This is a genomic window from Streptomyces sp. NPDC007896 (genome assembly GCF_042959425.1).
In the GTDB taxonomy this organism is placed as follows: domain Bacteria; phylum Actinomycetota; class Actinomycetes; order Streptomycetales; family Streptomycetaceae; genus Streptomyces.
The window spans coordinates 47,818-65,313 of record NZ_JBIBKX010000031.1; the positions used below are offsets into that span (position 1 = coordinate 47,818).

General features: G+C 69.7%; 18 protein-coding genes and 3 pseudogenes. 9 read left to right on the forward strand and 12 right to left on the reverse strand.

Going from position 1 to position 17,496, the window contains the following annotated elements; translation table 11 throughout:
* Positions 1-200 precede the first annotated feature (200 nt).
* Positions 201-671, forward strand: a complete 471-nt coding sequence (locus ACFZDJ_RS52100; protein WP_391070117.1) for a hypothetical protein — start codon at positions 201-203, stop codon at positions 669-671.
* Here the strand turns inward: ACFZDJ_RS52100 and ACFZDJ_RS52105 are convergent, their stop codons facing one another.
* The gene (locus ACFZDJ_RS52105; protein WP_180293013.1) at positions 672-821 is read right to left on the reverse strand and encodes a hypothetical protein; all 150 of its coding nucleotides are present in this window, start codon (positions 819-821) and stop codon (positions 672-674) included. It abuts the gene before it with no gap.
* Between the two features lie 252 nt (positions 822-1,073).
* On the opposite strand from ACFZDJ_RS52105, the pseudogene ACFZDJ_RS52110 reads away from it, so the two are divergent.
* Together ACFZDJ_RS52110 and rpsR are read left to right on the forward strand one after the other, a co-directional pair.
* Positions 1,074-1,901: pseudogene (locus ACFZDJ_RS52110) on the forward strand (GTP-binding protein); the annotation flags it as partial.
* 119 nt (positions 1,902-2,020) lie between these two features.
* Positions 2,021-2,263, forward strand: a complete 243-nt coding sequence (gene rpsR / locus ACFZDJ_RS52115; RefSeq protein ID WP_390938750.1) for a 30S ribosomal protein S18 — start codon at positions 2,021-2,023, stop codon at positions 2,261-2,263.
* A gap of 75 nt (positions 2,264-2,338) precedes the next feature.
* On the opposite strand, the gene ACFZDJ_RS52120 is transcribed toward rpsR, so the two are convergent.
* From ACFZDJ_RS52120 to rpmF, 4 genes are all read right to left on the reverse strand, one after another.
* Complete coding sequence (locus ACFZDJ_RS52120; protein ID WP_390938898.1) at positions 2,339-3,091, reverse strand: TIGR03943 family putative permease subunit; 753 nt, start codon at positions 3,089-3,091, stop codon at positions 2,339-2,341.
* Positions 3,088-4,113, reverse strand: a complete 1,026-nt coding sequence (locus tag ACFZDJ_RS52125; RefSeq protein WP_390938752.1) for a permease — start codon at positions 4,111-4,113, stop codon at positions 3,088-3,090. Before ACFZDJ_RS52125 ends, ACFZDJ_RS52120 begins: the two co-directional genes overlap by 4 nt.
* A gap of 182 nt (positions 4,114-4,295) precedes the next feature.
* Complete coding sequence (locus tag ACFZDJ_RS52130; RefSeq protein ID WP_391070119.1) at positions 4,296-5,468, reverse strand: GTP-binding protein; 1,173 nt, start codon at positions 5,466-5,468, stop codon at positions 4,296-4,298.
* Positions 5,469-5,474: 6 nt separating this feature from the next.
* Positions 5,475-5,645: a 50S ribosomal protein L32 gene (rpmF, locus tag ACFZDJ_RS52135; protein WP_390938756.1), complete on the reverse strand. Its 171-nt coding sequence runs from the start codon at positions 5,643-5,645 to the stop codon at positions 5,475-5,477.
* A 182-nt stretch (positions 5,646-5,827) separates the two neighbouring features.
* Here rpmF and ACFZDJ_RS52140 point away from each other — a divergent pair.
* A pseudogene (locus tag ACFZDJ_RS52140) lies at positions 5,828-6,162 on the forward strand (ArsR/SmtB family transcription factor).
* A gap of 2 nt (positions 6,163-6,164) precedes the next feature.
* Entirely contained in the window at positions 6,165-6,872 is a 708-nt protein-coding gene (locus tag ACFZDJ_RS52145; RefSeq protein WP_391070121.1) for a cation transporter, read from the forward strand.
* A gap of 139 nt (positions 6,873-7,011) precedes the next feature.
* On the opposite strand, the gene ACFZDJ_RS52150 is transcribed toward ACFZDJ_RS52145, so the two are convergent.
* Genes ACFZDJ_RS52150 through ACFZDJ_RS52170 form a run of 5 tightly spaced genes read right to left on the reverse strand, consistent with a single transcriptional unit; the run spans position 7,012 to position 11,180 of the window.
* The gene (locus tag ACFZDJ_RS52150) at positions 7,012-7,470 is read right to left on the reverse strand and encodes a transcriptional repressor (RefSeq protein ID WP_391070123.1); all 459 of its coding nucleotides are present in this window, start codon (positions 7,468-7,470) and stop codon (positions 7,012-7,014) included.
* A 14-nt stretch (positions 7,471-7,484) separates the two neighbouring features.
* Entirely contained in the window at positions 7,485-8,366 is an 882-nt protein-coding gene (locus ACFZDJ_RS52155; protein ID WP_391070124.1) for a metal ABC transporter permease, read from the reverse strand.
* Positions 8,363-9,271 (reverse strand): metal ABC transporter permease, encoded by a 909-nt coding sequence (locus tag ACFZDJ_RS52160; RefSeq protein ID WP_390938766.1) that lies wholly within the window; start codon positions 9,269-9,271, stop codon positions 8,363-8,365. Before ACFZDJ_RS52160 ends, ACFZDJ_RS52155 begins: the two co-directional genes overlap by 4 nt.
* Positions 9,258-10,199: an ATP-binding cassette domain-containing protein gene (locus tag ACFZDJ_RS52165; protein WP_390938768.1), complete on the reverse strand. Its 942-nt coding sequence runs from the start codon at positions 10,197-10,199 to the stop codon at positions 9,258-9,260. Before ACFZDJ_RS52165 ends, ACFZDJ_RS52160 begins: the two co-directional genes overlap by 14 nt.
* A gap of 9 nt (positions 10,200-10,208) precedes the next feature.
* Positions 10,209-11,180, reverse strand: coding sequence for a metal ABC transporter solute-binding protein, Zn/Mn family (locus ACFZDJ_RS52170; RefSeq protein ID WP_391070125.1), 972 nt, complete (start codon positions 11,178-11,180; stop codon positions 10,209-10,211).
* Between the two features lie 347 nt (positions 11,181-11,527).
* Between ACFZDJ_RS52170 and ACFZDJ_RS52175 the strand changes: the two are divergent.
* The 4 genes and pseudogenes from ACFZDJ_RS52175 to ACFZDJ_RS52190 all read left to right on the forward strand — a co-directional run bounded on the left by ACFZDJ_RS52175 (position 11,528) and on the right by ACFZDJ_RS52190 (position 16,411).
* Positions 11,528-12,994, forward strand: a pseudogene (locus ACFZDJ_RS52175) (Y4yA family PLP-dependent enzyme).
* 21 nt (positions 12,995-13,015) lie between these two features.
* Complete coding sequence (locus tag ACFZDJ_RS52180; protein ID WP_391070127.1) at positions 13,016-14,335, forward strand: pyridoxal-phosphate dependent enzyme; 1,320 nt, start codon at positions 13,016-13,018, stop codon at positions 14,333-14,335.
* A 6-nt stretch (positions 14,336-14,341) separates the two neighbouring features.
* On the forward strand, positions 14,342-15,550 hold the full coding sequence (locus ACFZDJ_RS52185) for an aminotransferase class V-fold PLP-dependent enzyme (RefSeq protein WP_390938773.1): 1,209 nt from the start codon (positions 14,342-14,344) through the stop codon (positions 15,548-15,550).
* Positions 15,551-15,643: 93 nt separating this feature from the next.
* Positions 15,644-16,411 carry a methyltransferase domain-containing protein gene (locus ACFZDJ_RS52190; protein ID WP_391070129.1) on the forward strand — a complete coding sequence of 256 codons (768 nt, stop codon included), beginning with the start codon at positions 15,644-15,646 and terminating at the stop codon, positions 16,409-16,411.
* A 14-nt stretch (positions 16,412-16,425) separates the two neighbouring features.
* Here the strand turns inward: ACFZDJ_RS52190 and ACFZDJ_RS52195 are convergent, their stop codons facing one another.
* Both ACFZDJ_RS52195 and ACFZDJ_RS52200 read right to left on the reverse strand, forming a co-directional pair.
* Positions 16,426-16,818: an SCO5389 family protein gene (locus ACFZDJ_RS52195; RefSeq protein ID WP_391070133.1), complete on the reverse strand. Its 393-nt coding sequence runs from the start codon at positions 16,816-16,818 to the stop codon at positions 16,426-16,428.
* Positions 16,819-16,931: 113 nt separating this feature from the next.
* Positions 16,932-17,300 (reverse strand): hypothetical protein, encoded by a 369-nt coding sequence (locus ACFZDJ_RS52200; RefSeq protein WP_390938774.1) that lies wholly within the window; start codon positions 17,298-17,300, stop codon positions 16,932-16,934.
* Between the last annotated feature and the right edge of the window lie 196 nt (positions 17,301-17,496).

Sequence of the window (17,496 nt, forward strand, 5' to 3'; positions counted from 1 at the left end):
CATGCAGCCCCTGATTGTCCGACGGATCGCGTCAAGAACGAGGGCGGGCAGGGTGTCGGGCCAGACTGCCCGCGCCCGGCGACAGCAGACGCTGAGATCAGCCGTGGACGGCCGTGCCGTCCCGCACCGGGGGCATGGTCATCACATTGCGGCCTGACGGGATCTACGCACGGCGGCAGGCGGATGGAAGGATCACCAGGATGACAAGCAATGCTGAGCTGTCCTTCCGCATCCTGGGCGCGTCCGCACGCTGGGCAACCGCGCTGGCCGCGCTGGCGGCGATCGGGGCAGGGGTCGCGGCCGGTCTCGGTGTTCCGGGGCACGACCAGTGGGTGGGCTGCTCCTCGGTCCTCGCTGTGGGGACCCTGATAACGGCTTTCGGGTTCCTCGGGCGCCGCCTGGAGGCGGGCCAGGAGGGGCTGCGGTACCGCACGGTGCTGCGGTGGCACCGACTGGAATGGGACGAGATCGACCGCTTCGAGGACCTGCGGGTGCAACCCGGCGACCGCCGCCTCAGCACCCACAACCTCCGTGTCGTGGCCAAGCTGCACAGCGGCAAAGCCGTCTGGCTTCCGGTGCCGTACGTCGGCTCCGTGGACGCGTTCAGCTTCGAGGACCAGCTGCGCGCCCTGCGCGCAGCACACCATCACTACAGGCCCGGCACTCCATGACTACCTGGATTCCGCGTGCAGTTCCAGCTCGACGACGAGACCCCGATGGTCCGAGCCCGGCAGCGAAACGAAGTGCGCCGAGTCCACCTGGAAATCCCGGCTCACCAAGACGTGGTCGATCTGGGTGCGCAGCAGCCGACCGTTCTCCACGGGCCACGACCACGCTCGGGGCTTTGAAAACTGACCAGCACTCAGAACAAACACCGTTGCAGTATTAGTACTCCAGCAGTACTTCGCGTCTTGACCTGCGCGGTTGTCGAGCGGTGGGAGTGTAGCGGGCACCGCCCGGTCAGGGGCGGCTTCTGACCGGGCACCCCTCGAAGGAGTGCCCCCGACGGCAAACGGTCTCCCGGGGCCGGGAAGCCTCCCGTCGTGATCGCAACCGAACAGGCAGCCGAGACCGCGGGCGCACCGCTGGCGCTGACCGGGGTCGCCACAACGGTCGACCCCGCACTCGTCCTGCCGTACCTGGCCAACGGCGACGACCTGGCCGACGCCGGCCTCGCCGCAGCCCCGACCGACCAGCGCACCATTGCCGACACCTTTGCCCGGCAGCTGGAGTACCCCACGGTGATCGCCCTGGTCGAGGACAGCTCGCGTGGGGAGGGCGGCGAGTCCGCCGACGACAGCGACCACGCGCTGCTCGCCCAGCTCACACCAGGCGCACGAGGAGTGCGCGTGGAGGGTGGTGGCCTGGGGGCCGCTCTGCTGGCGGGTTTCGACGTGGCAGCGGCCGCCGCCCGCCTGCATCCCGCGTGTGCGTTGCTGCCGCAGGAGTGCGACGAGCATGGCGTGAGCACCCTCGTCTGGCGGCGTGAACGGCCTTTCCATCCACAACGCCTCTACGCCGCGCTGGAGGATCTGACCTGCGCCGCCGCCCGCAGCCGTGGGCGGTTTTGGCTGGCCGACCGCCCCGACACGCTGCTGTCGTGGGACGCCGAGGGTGGCGCGCTGTGCGTGGAATCGGTCGGACCTTGGCTGGCTGCCCTGCCTGATGCCGCCTGGGAGATGGTTCCGGCCGAACGTTGCGTCGCAGCCTCTCTGGGCTGGCACCCCGGGCACGGTGACCGGTGCCAGTACCTCACCTTCACCTCGCCCGGCCTGGACCGCGAGGGCCTGCTGGCACTGCTCGACTCGTGTCTGCTCACCGACGACGAGTACGCGGCGGGCAGGAAGGGCTGGAAAGAACTGCCGCACGCCTTCGATGATTTGCTCGACCCAGTGGCCTGAACTGTGCCCTGTTCCGGCGGCTCCCGGCCTGAAGGCACGGCATTCGCTCGTGTGGCCCGTGAGTCGCCGTATGGCCCGCATGTCCGACCGCATCCCATGGAGAGAGGACCGATCCGACCATGCCCCGAAGCACGAGCACCCGGCGGCAGACAGCCAAGCACCAGCGCGCCAATCCGCTGGAGGCCGCCGGCATCACGTACATCGACTACAAGGACACCGGCCTGCTGCGGAAGTTCATCTCCGACCGCGGGAAGATCCGCAGCCGTCGGGTGACCTACGTGGCGCGTCAGCAGCAGCGGCAGATAGCGCAGGCCATCAAGAGCGCACGCGAGATGGCTCTGCTGCCTTACAGCTCGCGATAGGCGTAGGAACGACAAAGGCACCCCCCGGCCCCCAGCGCCGGTCGTCTGCGTACGGCCGGCCTGTGTTGTCCCTCGTCAGCGCTTCTCGTACGGGTCCGACGGCTCCGTGACCTGTCTGACCGTCTTGGCGTCCAGCAGCGGGGGCCAGGCCGCCGACGATCCCAGCTTGCCCTTGGGGTGCCAGGTGCCGGTCACCGTCACCCACGTGTCCGTCTCCGGCGCGTTCGCGCCGCGGACATCCACCTTGCTCGTCGTCGCGTCGGCCGCGCAGCACGAGACCAAGAGCCGGGTCACGTACCAGGTGCCGCTGTCGCCGTGCGTGACGAATCCGGTCAGCCGGACCGTGTGGCCCGTCAGCGAGTGTCCGCTGTCGTAGATCGCGCGGGAGCTGAAGGCGGCCACGCTCAGATCCACCGGGTCGTCGGCCGGCAGCGCCGGGAAGGTGCCGACACCCTCGGCCGCGCGCTGGGCGCCTTCGCGGGCGGCGCTGTAGGAGCCGAGCGCGGGCGGTGGGAAGAGAAGCAGGGCGGCAGCGGGGAGCGTGAGCAGCCAGGCGAAGCGCGGGCCGCCCGTGTGGGAGTGGCCGTGGTCGTGTGCGTCCTCGTCCGGGTGTGCATCCCCGTCCGCGAATACGGCGCCTTCCCGCGCCGCTCGCGCTGCCATCGCCGCCCCCACCAGTCCGAGTAGCCCCAGCAGCACCCCGGACGCGATCAGATACGGCCGCAACCCAGCCTGCACGTACCGCAGGTACAGGTCACTGAACAGCGAGATCCGCAGTACCGCGGCGCCCACCAACAGCAACAGCACGGCAGGCCCGTACCGCCTCACAGCAGCCACCACCCCACGAGCGCACTGCTCACCACCGCGACCGCCCAGGTCGCCGACGAGAACCGGACGGCGAAGGCCCGCCCGAACGTGCCCGCCTGGAGGGTGATCAGCTTCAGGTCGACCATCGGCCCGACCACCATGAACGCCAGCCGAGCGGTCGGCGCGAACCCGCTCAGCGACGCTGCCACGAAGGCATCGGCCTCGCTGCACACGCACAGCATCACGGCGAGCAGCGCCAGCAGGGGCACCGACAGCCAGGTGGATCCCGTGAAGACGTCAAGGAGTGAGCGCGGCACCACGATGTTGAAGCTCGCCGCGGCCGCCGAGCCGAGCACGAGGAAGCCCCCGGCATGCAGGAAGTCGTGCTGCAGCCCCGCCGCGAAGGCACGTCCGCGTGAGGTGGCCGCGGGGGCCGTACGCGTCGTGGGCAGCCTCAGCCACTCCTCCCGCCCGAAGCGGGCCCACAGCCAGCCCATGACGACGGCCGTGCTGAGGGAGGCGACGAGCCGGGCCGCCACCATCAGCGGCTGCCCCGGGAAGGCGATGGAGGTGGCGACGAGGACGACGGGGTTGATCGCGGGGGCGGAGAGCAGGAACGCGAGCGCGGGGGCCGGTGCCACTCCGCGCCGCATCAGGCTTCCGGCCACCGGCACGGACGCGCACTCGCATCCCGGCAGCACGGCACCGGCCGCACCCGCGACGGGCACGGCGAGCGCCGGGCTGCGCGGCAGCAGCCGACTGAAGACGCGCTCGGGTACGAAGGCACCGATGGCCGCGGAGACGAGCGTCCCGAGTAGCAAGAACGGGACGCCCTGGACGACGACGGCCGTGAAGACCGTCCACCAAGCGGCGACTGGAGGGGTGTAGAGGTCGAGGGCGACCAGCGGGCCGAGGAACTGTACGACCGTGGCGATGGCGACGAGCGCGAAGCTGCCGAGGACGACATGCACGAGGATTCGGGCGCTGAGACGCACGGCGTCGAAGAGCCCGTACCGGTTCTCGGTGTATTCCTGATCGCTCACGCTACTCGCTCAGTTGTACGACGCCATGGATGTGCTCAGGCTAGCGAGGGGATCTGTGCGTCGGCCGGGTTCTTCCTCAAAGCGAGCTGTCAGAGCGACGGCTCGGGTGACGGCCACCCGGATCGGTGTCCGTGCCGGGCCGGACGATGCCGTGGCTGCGTCCACCGCCCGGCCCGGGGTCTTCAGGAGCCTGCCTCTGCTTCGTGACGCTCGTGGTCGCAGGTGTCGTCTATGCCGTGGGTGTCCCAGGCGGGGAACGGGTCGACGGGCGGCGGACTTTCGCCCTGGGCGATGAGGCAGTCGTTCAGTGCCGCGTGCAGCGCATCCGCGTGAAGGTGCGTGCCGATGAAGACCAGTTCCTGGCCGCCGGGGCTGTCGGCGTTGCGGGCGGCGGAGGGCTCGAAACGCGCCACGGAGCCGGCCTGTGACCACAGGCCCGTCACCTGCGGGCGGCTGGACAGGGTGAAGAACCCCTTGGAGCGCAGGATCTGCCCGTATGCGGCGCTGTCGAGCTCCTTGGTCACAAACGTCCACAGCCGACCGGGGTGGAAAGGCAGTTCGGAGCGGAAGACGGTCGAGGAGATCCCGTACTCCTCCGTCTCGGGGACATGGTCGCCGTTGAGCTCCATCACCCAGCCGGGGGCCTGTTGGGCGCGTTCCAGGTCGAACAGCCTGGTGCCCAGTACGTCGCCGACCCTCACCCGGCCGTGGACGGCCGGGACGACGCGCGCGACGGGATTGAGGCGGGAGAGTGTCGCCCGCAGGCGGTCGGCCGACTCCGCGTCGACGAGGTCGAGTTTGTTGAGCACGATGACGTCGGCGAACTCGACCTGGTCCATCAGTAGGTCGCTGACGGTGCGTTCGTCGTCCTCGTACTGGTCCAGGCCCCGCTCGACGAGCTCGTCGCCACTCGTCAGCTCGGGCAGGAAGTTGGCGGCGTCGACGACCGTGACCGTGGTGTCCAGGCGGGCGATCTCCCCGAGGGCGGCGCCGTCGTCGCGGGCGAAGGCGAACGTCGCGGCCACCGGCATGGGTTCGGAGATGCCGGACGACTCGATGAGCAGGTAGTCGAAGCGGCCCTCGCGGGCCAGTCGTTCGACCTCCTGAAGCAGGTCGTCGCGCAGGGTGCAGCAGATGCAGCCGTTGGTCATCTCGACGAGGCGTTCCTCGGTGCGCGACAGGGCTGCCTCTCCGCCGCGTACCAGGGCGGCGTCGATGTTGACCTCGCTCATGTCGTTGACGATGACCGCGACGCGCAGCCCCTCGCGGTTGCCGAGGATGTGGTTGAGGAGGGTGGTCTTGCCCGCGCCGAGAAATCCGGACAGGACGGTGACGGGCAGTCGGTCATGAGGCATGAACGGTCAGCCCTCGGGGCGCAGCAGCCCGCGCTCGTACGCCCTCACCAGCCGCTGAGGCACCAGGTACGGGACTCCAGCGACGGTGATCGGCACGAGTGTCGGCGTGGCCGCCTTCCACTGGGCGCGGCGGTGGCGGGTGTTGCTGCGGGACATCTTCCGCTTGGGAACGGCCATGGGGTCCTCCTTGAGGGTGAACGACAACAGACGCTACATGAAAATGGATTCCATTACTAATTGGTTTGCTGGAGGTCGCTGGCGCTGGTTGCGAGTGGTGGCGCGCTATGCGCGCGGCACTGCGAGCAGGGGGTCGTTCATTCACGATCTCCTGAATTCAGGATTTCATGTACAGTCGAACGGTGCCGACTACTGCCTACGACATCGAGGTGCTGGCCCGGTTCGGCCGGGCGCTCGCCGACCCGATCCGCTGCCGCGTCCTGCTCGCCCTGCGTGAAGCACCCGCCTATCCCGCGACCTCGCTGGCGCACTGAACGTCTCGCGTACCAGGCTCTCGAACCACCTGGCGTGCCTGCGCGACTGCGGCCTGGTCGTCACCGTCCCCGACGGCCGCCGTACCCGCTACGAACTCGCCGACGAACGCCTCGGCCATGCGCTCGACGACCTGCGCACCGCCGTGGTCGCCGTCGAGGACGACCGGACGTGCGTCGATGCCGACGACAAGGGGTGCTGCTGACCATGACCGCAGAGATATCCATACCCCTCGGCCCCGACCCGGCCAGGCGCGGCGCCCTTGCCAAGCGGATACGGCTGCTGGTCGCCGCAACCATCACCTACAACGCCATCGAGGCGATCGTCGCCCTCACGGCCGGAACCCTCGCTTCGTCCACCGCGCTGATCGGCTTCGGTCTCGACTCCGTCATCGAGGTCTCCTCCGCTGCCACTGTCGCCTGGCAGTTTTCCGCCCGCGAGCACGCGGTGCGCGAGGCCCGGGAGAAGACCGCGTTGCGGATCATCGCACTGTCGTTCTTCGTGCTTGCCGCGTACGTCGCCGTCGATGCCGTACGGGCCCTGACCGGCACCGGGGAGGCCACCCGCTCCGTGCCCGGCATCGTGCTGGCTGCCGTCTCCCTGGCCGTTATGCCGTTCCTGTCCGCTGCTCAGCGCCGGGCAGGACGCGAACTCGGCTCGGCCTCGGCGGTGGCGGACTCCAAGCAGACGCTGTTGTGCACTTACCTGTCCGGGGTACTCCTGGCCGGTCTGGTCCTCAATGCCATTCTCGGGTGGTCCTGGGCCGATCCGGTCGCAGCCCTGGCCATCGCCGTAGTCGCCGGCAGAGAAGGGAGCGATGCCTGGCGCGGGAAAGGTTGCTGCGCTTCCCCTACCACCGCTGGGGTCAAGGCTGCCCGTACTGAGCCGGACGACGTGTGCGGCTGCTGCGACTGACCCGTCGGCAGCCACCGAGGTTCAAGGTGCAGCCGTTCGGCCAGTTGTGGCCGGAACGCCCGTACAGTCCGGCCGAGCGGCGCCCGGTGGCGGGTTCAGCACGTACACCGTCACGCCGGAAAGAGCGTGGCCCTCGAGTTCACAGTGGTTCGGCTGCAGCATGCCGTCGGCCGCAGTCCGGACACACTCCGGCGAGTTCGACCGTGTGCCGGACGTTCGCGAACCCGGAGGCTTGTGCGATGTTGTCGGCCCAGTCCTCGACCGGGCCGGAGTCGACTGGTCGGCTCAGGCCGCATTCGGTGCAGATGAGGTAGTGGCGGTGGTCGGGTCCGGGGCGGTAGCGGAAGAGGCGTTCCCCGCTGGCGTCGCGAACCAGGTCGGCCCGGCCGGCGTCGGCCAGGGCGGTAAGGGTGCGGTAGACCGTGGACAGGCCGACCGGTGAGCTGTCGGCGGCGAGTTGACCGTGGAGGGCTTGGGCGCTGACGAAGCCGTTGGCCTGGATGAGCGCCTCGACGACGATGGTGCGTTGCTGGGTGAGGCGGCCGATCAGCGCGACTTCGTTTAACGGTGTGGGGGCGGGCTGTCGGTTGCGTGCCATCGGCGTGCTTTCGCTCAAGTCCCGGTGGGGACAGCGGTTCGTGTACGGGGACCGGGGGCGGGCCAGGGGGCGGGCCGCCGTCTCAGGAACGTCGCGGCGTAGACGGCTGTGGCAACGGCCATGACGGCGAAGCTCGGCGGCATCTTCGGCACCGCGTACGAGGCGAACAGTCCCGCCCACATCTCCAGCACCGCCAGCCCGGCGGAGAGGGCGAGCGCCCGGTAGGGCCGGTCGGTGAGCCGAATCGCGGCGCCTGCGGGGGCGGCGAGCAGGCCGAGCAGGAGCAGGGAGCCGACGGCCTGGGTCGCCTCGGCGGCGCTGATGCCGGCGAGGGCGAGGAAGCCGTAGCCGAGCAGGCGGACCGGTACCCCGCGTGCGGCGGCCACGGCCTCGTCGAGCGTGGCGAACAGCAGCGGCCGGGCGATGAGCACCACCAGCAGGGCGACCCCGGCGGCCACCAGGGCGGCGACGATCGCGCTGCCGGCGGAGATACCGAAGATGGAACCGAACAGCACGCTGACGCCGGCGGTGCCGTTGGTGGTGCTGTGGGATCTCGTGTAGAGGGTGATGAAGAAGGCGCCCAGGCCCAGGACCCAGGAGAACACGCTCCCGATGACCACATCGTCGGGCCGTGCCCTGCGGCCGAGGGTGCCGAAGAGCAGTGCTATGGCGATGGTCGAGGCGAACAGGCCCAGGCGAAGGTCGGCGCCGAAGGCGAGGGCGGCCATCGCACCGGTGAAGGCGACGTGACTGAGCGCGTCGCCGGTGAAGACCTGGGCGCGCAGGACCAGGAAATAGCCGACGAGGCCCGAGGCGGCGGCGATGGCGGTTCCGGCGAGGAAGGCGTGCTGGAAGAACGGCTGGGACAGCGGCGAGGCGGCGAGCAGGGTGATCATGCCGTCACCTCCCCGGAGGAAGCCGAGACCTCGATCCGGCCGAGCACCTCGCGCAGCGAGTGCCAGCCCAGGGCGAGCAGGTATCCGGCGAAGGCAATGGTCGTCACGAAGAAGCCCAGGGGGTAGGGCGCGTAGTAGGCGGCGGTCAGCCCGAGCCAGGTGGCGGCGAGCGCCAGCAGGACGGACAGTGCCAGGCTCAGGCCCGGCCGGGCGGTGAGGACCTGCGCGGTGGCGGCCGGAATCACCATGAGGGCGAACACCAGGAGGGTCCCGGTGATCTGGCTCGCCTCGGCGGTGGCCGCGCCGAGCAGGACGAGGAAGACCACCGACAGCGCGCGGACCGGCACCCCGCGCCCGGCGGCCACCTGCGGGTCGACGGAGGCGAACAGCAACGGCCGTCCGATCAGCGCCAGCACGGCGAGCACCACCGCGCCGACCACCATCAACACGGTCACCTGCGACGACGTGATCCCCAGGAAAGTGCCGAAGAGGATGGTCTGCGGCCCCTCCAGGAGCCCTTTGTACAGGGCGATGAAGAGGAAGCCGGAGGCGAGCAGGAACGCCTGCACCGTCCCGATCAGCGCGGACTCCTCGTAGTCACCGCCGCCGCGCAGGGCCGCGATGACCAGGGCGGCGGCCACGCACAGCGTGAAGTACCCATAGACGGCGCTCACCCCGAGCAGGACAGCTCCGGCCGCGCCGGGGAAGGCGACCGTGGAGACGGTGTGCGCGGCGAACGTCTGCTGCCGCAGCACCACGAACCACCCCACCACCGCGCAGACCACGGACGCGACCGCGCCCGCGCGGAACGCGTTGACCATGAACGGGTACGACCACATCTCCTGGAAGTCGGTGAGGAGGTTCCACGACCAGGCCGGTGCGGTTCCCGCGTCAGCCAGCACCATGACCACCCCCGGATTCCAGAGAACTTCCGTGCCGGTCGGTATGCACCGCGGGCGCCTCCGGCTGGCCCACCACGACCAGCCGGCCGTCCGAGGTCCGCAGCACCTCGACCGGTGTGCCGTACAGCCGGGTCAGCGTCTCGGAGGTGATGACCTCGGCTGGAGTGCCGGCGGCGGCCCCGCCCTCGGCCAGGTACACCACCCGGTCCAGGTGGTGGAGTATCGGGTTCACGTCATGGGCGACCATGACCACCGACACGCCCTCCTGGTGGCAGATGCGCCCGATCAGCGCGGCGACCGCGCTCTGGTTGGGCAGGTCGAGACTGTCCAACGGCTCGTCCAGCAACAGCAGGTCGGGCCTCCGGACCAGCGCCTGGGCGATCAGCAGCCGCTGCTGCTCACCGCCGGAACACTGTCCGATGGGCCGGTGTGCGTACGCCGACGCCCCGACCAGGGCGATCACCTCCTCCACCCGCGCGCGGGCGGCCCGCCGACGCGCGCTGGGGAAGGGCAGCGGCACCCCCCATCGGTCACCGTCCAGGCCCAGGCGTACCACGTCGATGCCACGGATCCGCAGGGATGCGTCGAAGCTGCGACGCTGCGGCAGGTAGCCGATGCGGTCGTTGGCCTGCCCGGGCCGGGCACCAAGCACTCGTACCTCACCGGCCGCCGCAGGTACGGCACCCAACAGGACCTTGATCATGGTGGACTTGCCGACGCCGTTGGGACCGAGGACAGCGGTGAACTCGCCGGGTCCGATGCGAAGGTCCACACCCGACCACAACATCCGGCCGCCGACCCGCACGGTGGCGCCGCGCAGGGCGACGACCGGGCCGCCTCCGGTTCCCGTGTCATGGCCGCCGCTTCGGCGGGTGGGGACGGCGTGGCCGTTGTGGGCGGCGGCTTCGTGGGCCTTCGCTAGCGGGTTCATGGCGTCAGATCACTTTCCGGTGGCCTTGGCCAGGGCCTGCTCGATGCCCTTCAGCTCAGTGGTCTGCCACTGCTGGAAGCTGGCCCCGGCGGGGGTGAGGGTCTCGGTCACGGTGGCGACCGGGATGCCCTCTGCCTTGGCCGCCTTGACCTGCGCCTGCACGTCCGGCGTGGAGTTCTGGGAGTTGTAGACGTAGACCTTGATCTTCTTGTTCTTGATCTGATCGTCGATGGTGGCCTTGTCCTTGGCCGTCGGGTCCGAGCCCTCGCTCATCGCGTCGAGGAACGACTCCGGGGTAAGCATCTTCAGCCCCAGGCCCTCCGACAGCGGCGTGACGATGGACTCCGAGGCGCCGATCGGGGTGCCCGCGTACTTCGCCTTGATGTCGGCTATGAGCTTGTTGTATCCGGCGAGCGTCTTGGTCTCGAAGGTCGTCTTCTGCTGGTCGTAATAGGAGGCGTCGGCCGGGTCGATCTTCTTGTAGTCGGCGGTGATCTTCTCGATCACCTGGTGGACGTTGTCCGGGGAGTACCAGCGATGCGGGTTGCCGCCCGGCTTGATCCCGACCAGGTCGCCGACCTTCAACTCGGTGCGCCCGCTGCCGGGGTTGGCGGCGAGCAGCTTGTCGGCCCAGGCGTCGTAGCCGATGCCGTTGACGATCGCGTACTGGGCGCCGGCCACGGTACGGGCGTCGGCGGCGGTCGGCTCGTAGTCGTGCGGGTCGGTGCTCGGGTTGGTGATGATGCTGCTCACCTTCACGTGGCTGCCGCCGAGCTGGGAGGCGATGCTGCCCCAGAAGTTCTCCGCCGCCACCACCTGGATCGTCTTGCCCGAGCCGCTGCCGGTCGCGGCGGTGTTGCTGGTGTTCGACGAGGAGGTCGAGCAGGCGCTCGCCGTCACGGCCGTCAGGGCGGCTGTCGCGGTGACGAGCACGAGCCTCGCGGACGGTCGGGTGGAACGGGAGGCGGGGACGGTGGACATGCGAGGGCTCCTTCGGGCGATGTCGGCCGCGCGGGGGACACGTGCCGGCTGTAGGGCGACACTCCCGACGCTAGATGGGAATGATTTTCAGATCAATGAGAGATGAAAACCGTTGCCATCTTTTGACCGGGCGTGCGACCGCTCAGGACTGGGTCACCGCCGGTGGATTGCATTCCGGCCGCCAGGACCCGCCCCGGATCGGTCGAGAACCCTTCTCTTATCGCCTACTTGGGGAGGCATAGGGGGTAAACCGACCGGAGGATGGGAAAGGGGCTATACGGCGAACCGCGGGGAGGGGGAGGCCGTGCCCGGGATGACGGGCCCGACGTGCTGGGGGAGGGCCGGGTATGGGCGGGCAGCCCTTGTACCTCGCACCGCGGTTGAGGAAGAGGCTGCGCTCGCTCCTGGAGTCCCCCGGGCTGCTGCACACACTCACCGAAGTCCTCGGGTCTCCGCTGAACGTGGTCGTGCCTGATCAACTCGCCGAGAATCTGGAGCGGTTCCGGTCGGTGTACGGCCGACATCAGCTGTCCGGCCAGGTGCTCTTCGCCCACAAGGCCAATCAGTCCAGTGCCCTGCTGCGGCGGTTGGCAGCCACCGACGCCGGCGTGGACGTCGCGTCGCTGGGGGAGCTGCAGCACGCACTCGGCGCCGGCTTCACCCCCGACCGGATCACGGCCACCGGCCCGAAGAACCCGGAGTTCCTGTGGCTGGCCGCCCGCACCTCGGTCACCGTCGGTGTCGACGGCCGCGATGAGGTGGAGCAGCTGGCCGCGCTGGTACGCAAGCACGCGCTGTCGCGGGCGCGTGTTCTTCTGCGGCTGTCGGGGTTCGAGGCGTCCGGCGTGCGGGTGCTGAGCCGACGCAGCCGTTTCGGCACGCCCGTAGGGGAGCTGGAGGGGCTGCTGCAGGCGGTCGAGCGGCACGGTGACGTGGTCGACCTGGTGGGCGTGGCGTACCACCTGGACACGACGAGCCTCACCGAGAAGGCGACGGCGCTGGAGGGCTGTCTGCGGGTTCTGGAGGAGTGTCGCAGCAGGGGGCTGCGGCCGTCGGCCGCGGACATCGGCGGAGGATTCGGCGTCGACTATCTTGCCGACGGCGAGCAGTGGGAGCGGTACACGACCGAGCTCACCGGCGCTGTTCTGGGCACCCGGCCGCCCCTGACCTGGGGCGGACACGGCTACGGTCTGCGCAACGAGGCCGGCACGATCCGCGGATCGCTCGGCCTCTATCCCGCTCACCGGCCGGTCGCCGGGCCGCGTTACCTGGACGAACTGCTTGCTCACCCGGCCGAGTCCTTCGGCGGCCGTCCCCTGGCCGCGCTGCTGCTGGAGCACCTGTACGACCTGCACGTCGAGCCGGGTCGGGCCCTGCTGGACTAGTGCGGGCTGACCCTGGCGAAGGTGCTGGAGGTGCGTAGGCCGGAGAGCGACGGCGCACTCCTCGTACGGCTCGCGGCGAAGGCCGACGACATCGCCCTGGAGCAGCACGGGGTCCTGATGGACCCAGTCGTCGTCCCGCGGGACCTGGCGCGGGCGGATGCGGGACCGGTCACCGTCCACCTTTTCGGCAATCTGTGCCTGGAGACCGACCTGATCACGCGCCGGACGGTGTTCCTGCCGCGTCGGCCCGAGCCGGGCGACCTGATGGCCTTCGCCAACACTGCCGGCTACTGCATGGACTTCCACGCCACCCGGGCCCAGCAGCAGCCCGTCGCGCGCAGGGCCGCCGCCTGGCGGGAGGGCAGCGCGTGGCGCTGGTGCCTGGACGACCAGTACTGGCCGACCACATCCGTGGGCGGAGTGCAGTGAGGTAGACATGGGGGGAGCGCAGTGAGGCACGACAGCATCACCGAGGCCATCGGCAACACACCGCTGGTGCGCATCGACCCGGCCGTGCACGGGCTCGCACACATCGACCTGTACGCCAAGCTGGAGCTGCTCAACCCGTTCGGGTCTGTCAAGGACCGGGCCGCCTGGAACATGGCCGGCCCGTATCTGGCCGACGCGGCCGCGCGCGGCAGCCAGGTCGTCGAGCTGTCCAGCGGCAACACCGCCAAGGCCCTCGCCGTCCTCGCCGGGATGCACGGCCTGACCTTCAAGAGCGTCACCAACCGGATGCGCGTCCCGGAGATCAAGGATCTGCTCCTGCTGCTCGGCGCCGAGATCGAGGAACTGCCGGGCCAGAGTGAATGCCTCGATCCGACCGCCACCGACGACCCGCTGACCCTCTTCCACCAGACCCTCTCCGAGTCCGGCAGCGCCTACCTGCATACCGACCAGTACTTCAACCCGCGCAACACCGAGGCCCACCTCACGGGCACCGGACCGGAAATTCTCAAGGACCTGGACGGCCGGGCTCCCGACTGGTTCATCGCCTGCGTGGGCACGGCCGGCTCCTCCACCGGCGTCGCCCGCGTCCTGCGCGAACACGATCCCGCCGTACGGGTCGTCGGACTGGTCGCGGCCAAATCCGACTTCATCCCCGGCATCCGCACCATCGACGAGGCGTACGAAGTGGGTCTGTTCGACCCTGGTACGTACGACACGATCGAGGCGGTCGGTTCCGATGACGCGATCGAGGGGATGCTCACCCTGAACCGCCGCTGCGGCATCCTGGCCGGACCCACCGGAGGAGCCGCCTACTTCGGCGCCGTGCGCCGGCTGAAGGCCGTCGATGCCGAGTCGTCGGAGCGGCAGACCGCCGTCTTCATCGTCTGTGACCGGGTCGAGAGCTATCTGAGCTACGTACGGCAACGGCGTCCCGACCTGTTCGGCCGCCCCCGCCGCGCGAACTCGCCGGCCGACCTCACTGAATCCGAGATACAGGCGGCGCCCGCCATCGGTGTCACGGACGCTCGGACGTGGATCGCCACCGGCAGCCCCCTCGTGGTCGACCTGCGCAGCCCCTTCGCCTTCGCCGCCCTGCACATCGACGGCTCGGTGAACATCGTCGACGAACTGTTCGAGGAGCTCCTTCACGGCGGCCTGCCCTTCAGCCGCAACCGTCCGGTGCTGCTGGCCTGCCCGGTCGGCGAGAAGTCCGCCCGCTATGCCGCGCTGCTGACCCGGATGGGACACCCGGACGTCCGCAGCCTGGCCGGCGGCATCATTGCCTGGCGCGACGCGGGCGCACCTCTGGTACGGGACTGACCACACATGACCACGTGTACCAAAGGCACGGCCGCCATCGAGGAGTTGAGCGAGTGGCAGCGCGCGCTGCGCGCCCAGTTCCCGATCGTCACCGGGCACCCCGACCTGGCCTACCTGGACAGCGCGGCCACCTCCCAGAAGCCGCAGGCCGTCCTCGACGCCGTACTGACCTACCTCACCACGACCAACGCCAATGCCGGGCGCGGCACCTACCCATGGGCCAACCGGACCACGGCCCTGGTCGAGCAGACCCGCGACCGGGTCCGCCGGTTCCTGGACGACCCGGCCACGCACCGGTCGGCCGTGCACTTCACCAGCGGCACAACGGAGGGGCTGCGCACCGTCGCCTGTGACTGGCTCCCAGGGCTCCTTGCTGACGGCGACGAGATCGTCGTGCCTGTCGCCGATCATCAGGCCAACATCGAGCCCTGGCTGGAGGCCCGACAGCAACTGACTCTCCAGGACGTGCACGTTCGCATTCTGCCGATGCCCTACCAGCGGACATCCGGCGACTACGACCACACTGCTCTCGCGGACCACGCCGGGCCGCGCACCAGGTTCGTCGCCGTCAGTCACGTCCACCACGTCTACGGCGGGAACATGAACATCCACCGCATCCGGCGGGCGGTCGGCCCAGACGCGGTCATCTGCCTGGACGCCGCCCAGAGCATCGGGCACCTGCCGGTGTCCGTGACCGACCTGGACGTCGACTTCGTCGTGTTCTCCGGGCACAAGGCCCTGGCCCTGCCCGGCTCGGGGGCGGTCTGGGCCCGCCAGGCGCGCGGCCCGGCGTTCACCCCCGGAGGTTGGTCGGGGACCCCCAACACCGTCGGCATCGCCTCGCTGGCCGCCGCACTGGACTGGCTGGAGGCCGCGGGCGCCGACCGGATCGAACGGTGGACGGTCGCCCTGGCGGCCCGCCTCACCGACGGGCTGCGCCGCCTGGACGCCTACGAGGTCCTCGGCTGCCGGGCCAGCCTGGCCGCCGACTCGCCGGTCCAGCGGCGCCAGGGCATCGTGACCTTCCGGCACCGCGAGATCGGATCCGGCGATCTGGGGTTCGTCCTCTTCAGCCACGGGTTTATGGTCCGATCCGACCATCACTGCCAGGGCAGTGCGGGGGAGAAGAGCGAGTCGGTACGGGTGAGCCTGCACGTCTACAACACCGTCGAGGAGATCGATCGCCTGCTGTCGGTCCTTGCCACTCTCGGGTGACGGGACGCGAGTACGCGTAATGGAAACCGTTTCCACCTGTAGGGTCCGGAAGAAGGGTACTGCAGGCGCGAGACGGCAAGGTGGCACGACCGGATGGGACTGAGCCTGGCGACGGCCGAGAAGTGGGTGGAGCGCTGGGAACTCCAGCAGCAGCGATACGCCGTCGACCGTGAAGACCGCTTCACGGTGATCGCCGACGTCGTCGAGCACATCACCGCGGGCCGCACGGACCGGCCCCTGGTTGTCGACCTCGGCTGCGGCCCTGGTTCGCTGGCGGCCCGGCTGGCCCGCCGGTTGCCGCACGCGGACATCGTGGCCGTGGACCGGGACCCCCTGCTGCTGGAGCTGGCCCGCACTCACCGCGCCGACGCGGCCCGCTACGTCGACACGGTTATCGGCGAGGACGGCTGGACGTATGCCCTGGGCCTCGACCGCCCCCTGGACGCGGCCGTCTCGACAACCGCCCTGCACTACCTGAGCCCGGACGCGCTGGGTCGCGTCTACCGGCAGCTCGCGGTGTTGCTGCGGCCCGGCGGCGTCTTCGTCAACGGCGACCACCTCCCGCAGGACGACACTCTGCTCGCCGAGGTGGCGGCATGCGTCGGACGCCGCCGGGCCGAGCGGCAGCGGGCCCTCGCCCGCGAGGACTGGGTCTCCTGGTGGGCGGCGGTCGCCGAGGACCCCGAACTGGCCGACCTCCTCGCCGAACGCCGGATCTGGCAGCCGGCGGCGGGGGCCGACAGCGCGGTCCGCCTGTCCCTGTTCGCCCACGTTCGGCTACTGCGGCAGGCGGGGTTCGGGCGGGCCGGCGCGGTCTGGCAGTACGGAGACAGCTGCGTCGTCGTCGCGATCCGCTGCTGACCCCCCCGACCGGCTCAGCAGTCGCGGAACTCCGGCGACTGGTTGAGGATCTGCGCGCTCAGAGAGGTGAAGCGCGTATGGGTCTCACCGCCGCGCGCCTCGGGGCGGAAGGCGGCGACGCGGTGGCAGTTCTGGAAGGCGAGGGCGATGCCGAAGTGCCGTTCCAGGCTGCCGCGGATCGCGTCGCTGGACAGCGCCCGCAGCAGCTGACCGCGCTCCTTCTCGAAGGGCGGCGGGGTCCGGTTGTCCGCGAATCCCGCGGTGCCGGAGCGCAGTTCGACGGCCAGACGGGCGATGAGGTCGTAGGCGTACGGCAGGGACGTACGGACTGTTTCCACGAAGTCCTGCTCCCGGACCTCGCCGTTCTCGGCTTCGGCGAGCCGTTGCGGGGAGACGCCGAGCGATATGAAGGGCTGTCCTGTTCTGTGGTTCTTGGGGGCGCGGGGATCAGGCGAGGTCAGCCAGCAGCCGCTCGGAGTCGATGTGCAGACCCCAGGTGAGGTCGGGGGCGTGGTGGGGGTCAGGCTCGACGTAGTGTGACGACGTTGCTGGGGAGCGAGGACTGTGCAGTCTTGGCGTGCTCCTGGACTACTGCTGGGGCTTCCCTCAGGCCGGAGGTGATCTGTTCCATCAGGTCGGGGGCCCAGCCGCCGGTGAGGGTCGTGAAGAGGTCTGGGGCAGGCCGTTGTTCCAGGCCCCGTTCAGCCATGACGGCGAGAAGACGTGGCCGCTCGGGTTCCAGGTCGGCCCATCCCGGTTCCTGGATCCGCCAGGTGACTCCTGTGTGGGGATCACGGCGTGCGGAGAGCTGCTTGAAAAGGCCCGTCGCGCGGTGCTCCTCAATGAGTCCGAGGTGCTTGCCGTGAGTGATGATCGCTGCGAGTGACATCCTCCAACGCTGCTTTACCGTACCGTCACTGCAGTACGACACTATGTCGTCTCGATCCTGCTCCAACCTTGGCTTGCCATAACGCTCGACGATCCACGCGAACAGGGACGTCCGCACGGTCGAATCGCAGGCCCGGATCCCATGCGCGAGCCTGCAGCGCTTTGATCAACGCGTCGTCGTCCGCTTCTTGCCTGGC

Excerpts from the sequence above, each read along its gene's own strand:
- ACFZDJ_RS52100 (WP_391070117.1), top strand. The coding sequence starts at position 201 with ATGACAAGCAATGCTGAGCTGTCCTTCCGCATCCTGGGCGCGTCCGCA.
- rpsR (WP_390938750.1), top strand. The coding sequence starts at position 2,021 with ATGCCCCGAAGCACGAGCACCCGGCGGCAGACAGCCAAGCACCAGCGC.
- ACFZDJ_RS52130 (WP_391070119.1), bottom strand. The coding sequence starts at position 5,468 with ATGCCTCATGACCGACTGCCCGTCACCGTCCTGTCCGGATTTCTCGGC.
- rpmF (WP_390938756.1), bottom strand. The coding sequence starts at position 5,645 with ATGGCCGTTCCCAAGCGGAAGATGTCCCGCAGCAACACCCGCCACCGC.
- ACFZDJ_RS52145 (WP_391070121.1), top strand. The coding sequence starts at position 6,165 with ATGACCGCAGAGATATCCATACCCCTCGGCCCCGACCCGGCCAGGCGC.
- ACFZDJ_RS52150 (WP_391070123.1), bottom strand. The coding sequence starts at position 7,470 with ATGGCACGCAACCGACAGCCCGCCCCCACACCGTTAAACGAAGTCGCG.
- ACFZDJ_RS52155 (WP_391070124.1), bottom strand. The coding sequence starts at position 8,366 with ATGATCACCCTGCTCGCCGCCTCGCCGCTGTCCCAGCCGTTCTTCCAG.
- ACFZDJ_RS52160 (WP_390938766.1), bottom strand. The coding sequence starts at position 9,271 with ATGGTGCTGGCTGACGCGGGAACCGCACCGGCCTGGTCGTGGAACCTC.
- ACFZDJ_RS52165 (WP_390938768.1), bottom strand. The coding sequence starts at position 10,199 with ATGAACCCGCTAGCGAAGGCCCACGAAGCCGCCGCCCACAACGGCCAC.
- ACFZDJ_RS52170 (WP_391070125.1), bottom strand. The coding sequence starts at position 11,180 with ATGTCCACCGTCCCCGCCTCCCGTTCCACCCGACCGTCCGCGAGGCTC.
- ACFZDJ_RS52185 (WP_390938773.1), top strand. The coding sequence starts at position 14,342 with ATGACCACGTGTACCAAAGGCACGGCCGCCATCGAGGAGTTGAGCGAG.
- ACFZDJ_RS52190 (WP_391070129.1), top strand. The coding sequence starts at position 15,644 with ATGGGACTGAGCCTGGCGACGGCCGAGAAGTGGGTGGAGCGCTGGGAA.
- ACFZDJ_RS52200 (WP_390938774.1), bottom strand. The coding sequence starts at position 17,300 with ATGTCACTCGCAGCGATCATCACTCACGGCAAGCACCTCGGACTCATT.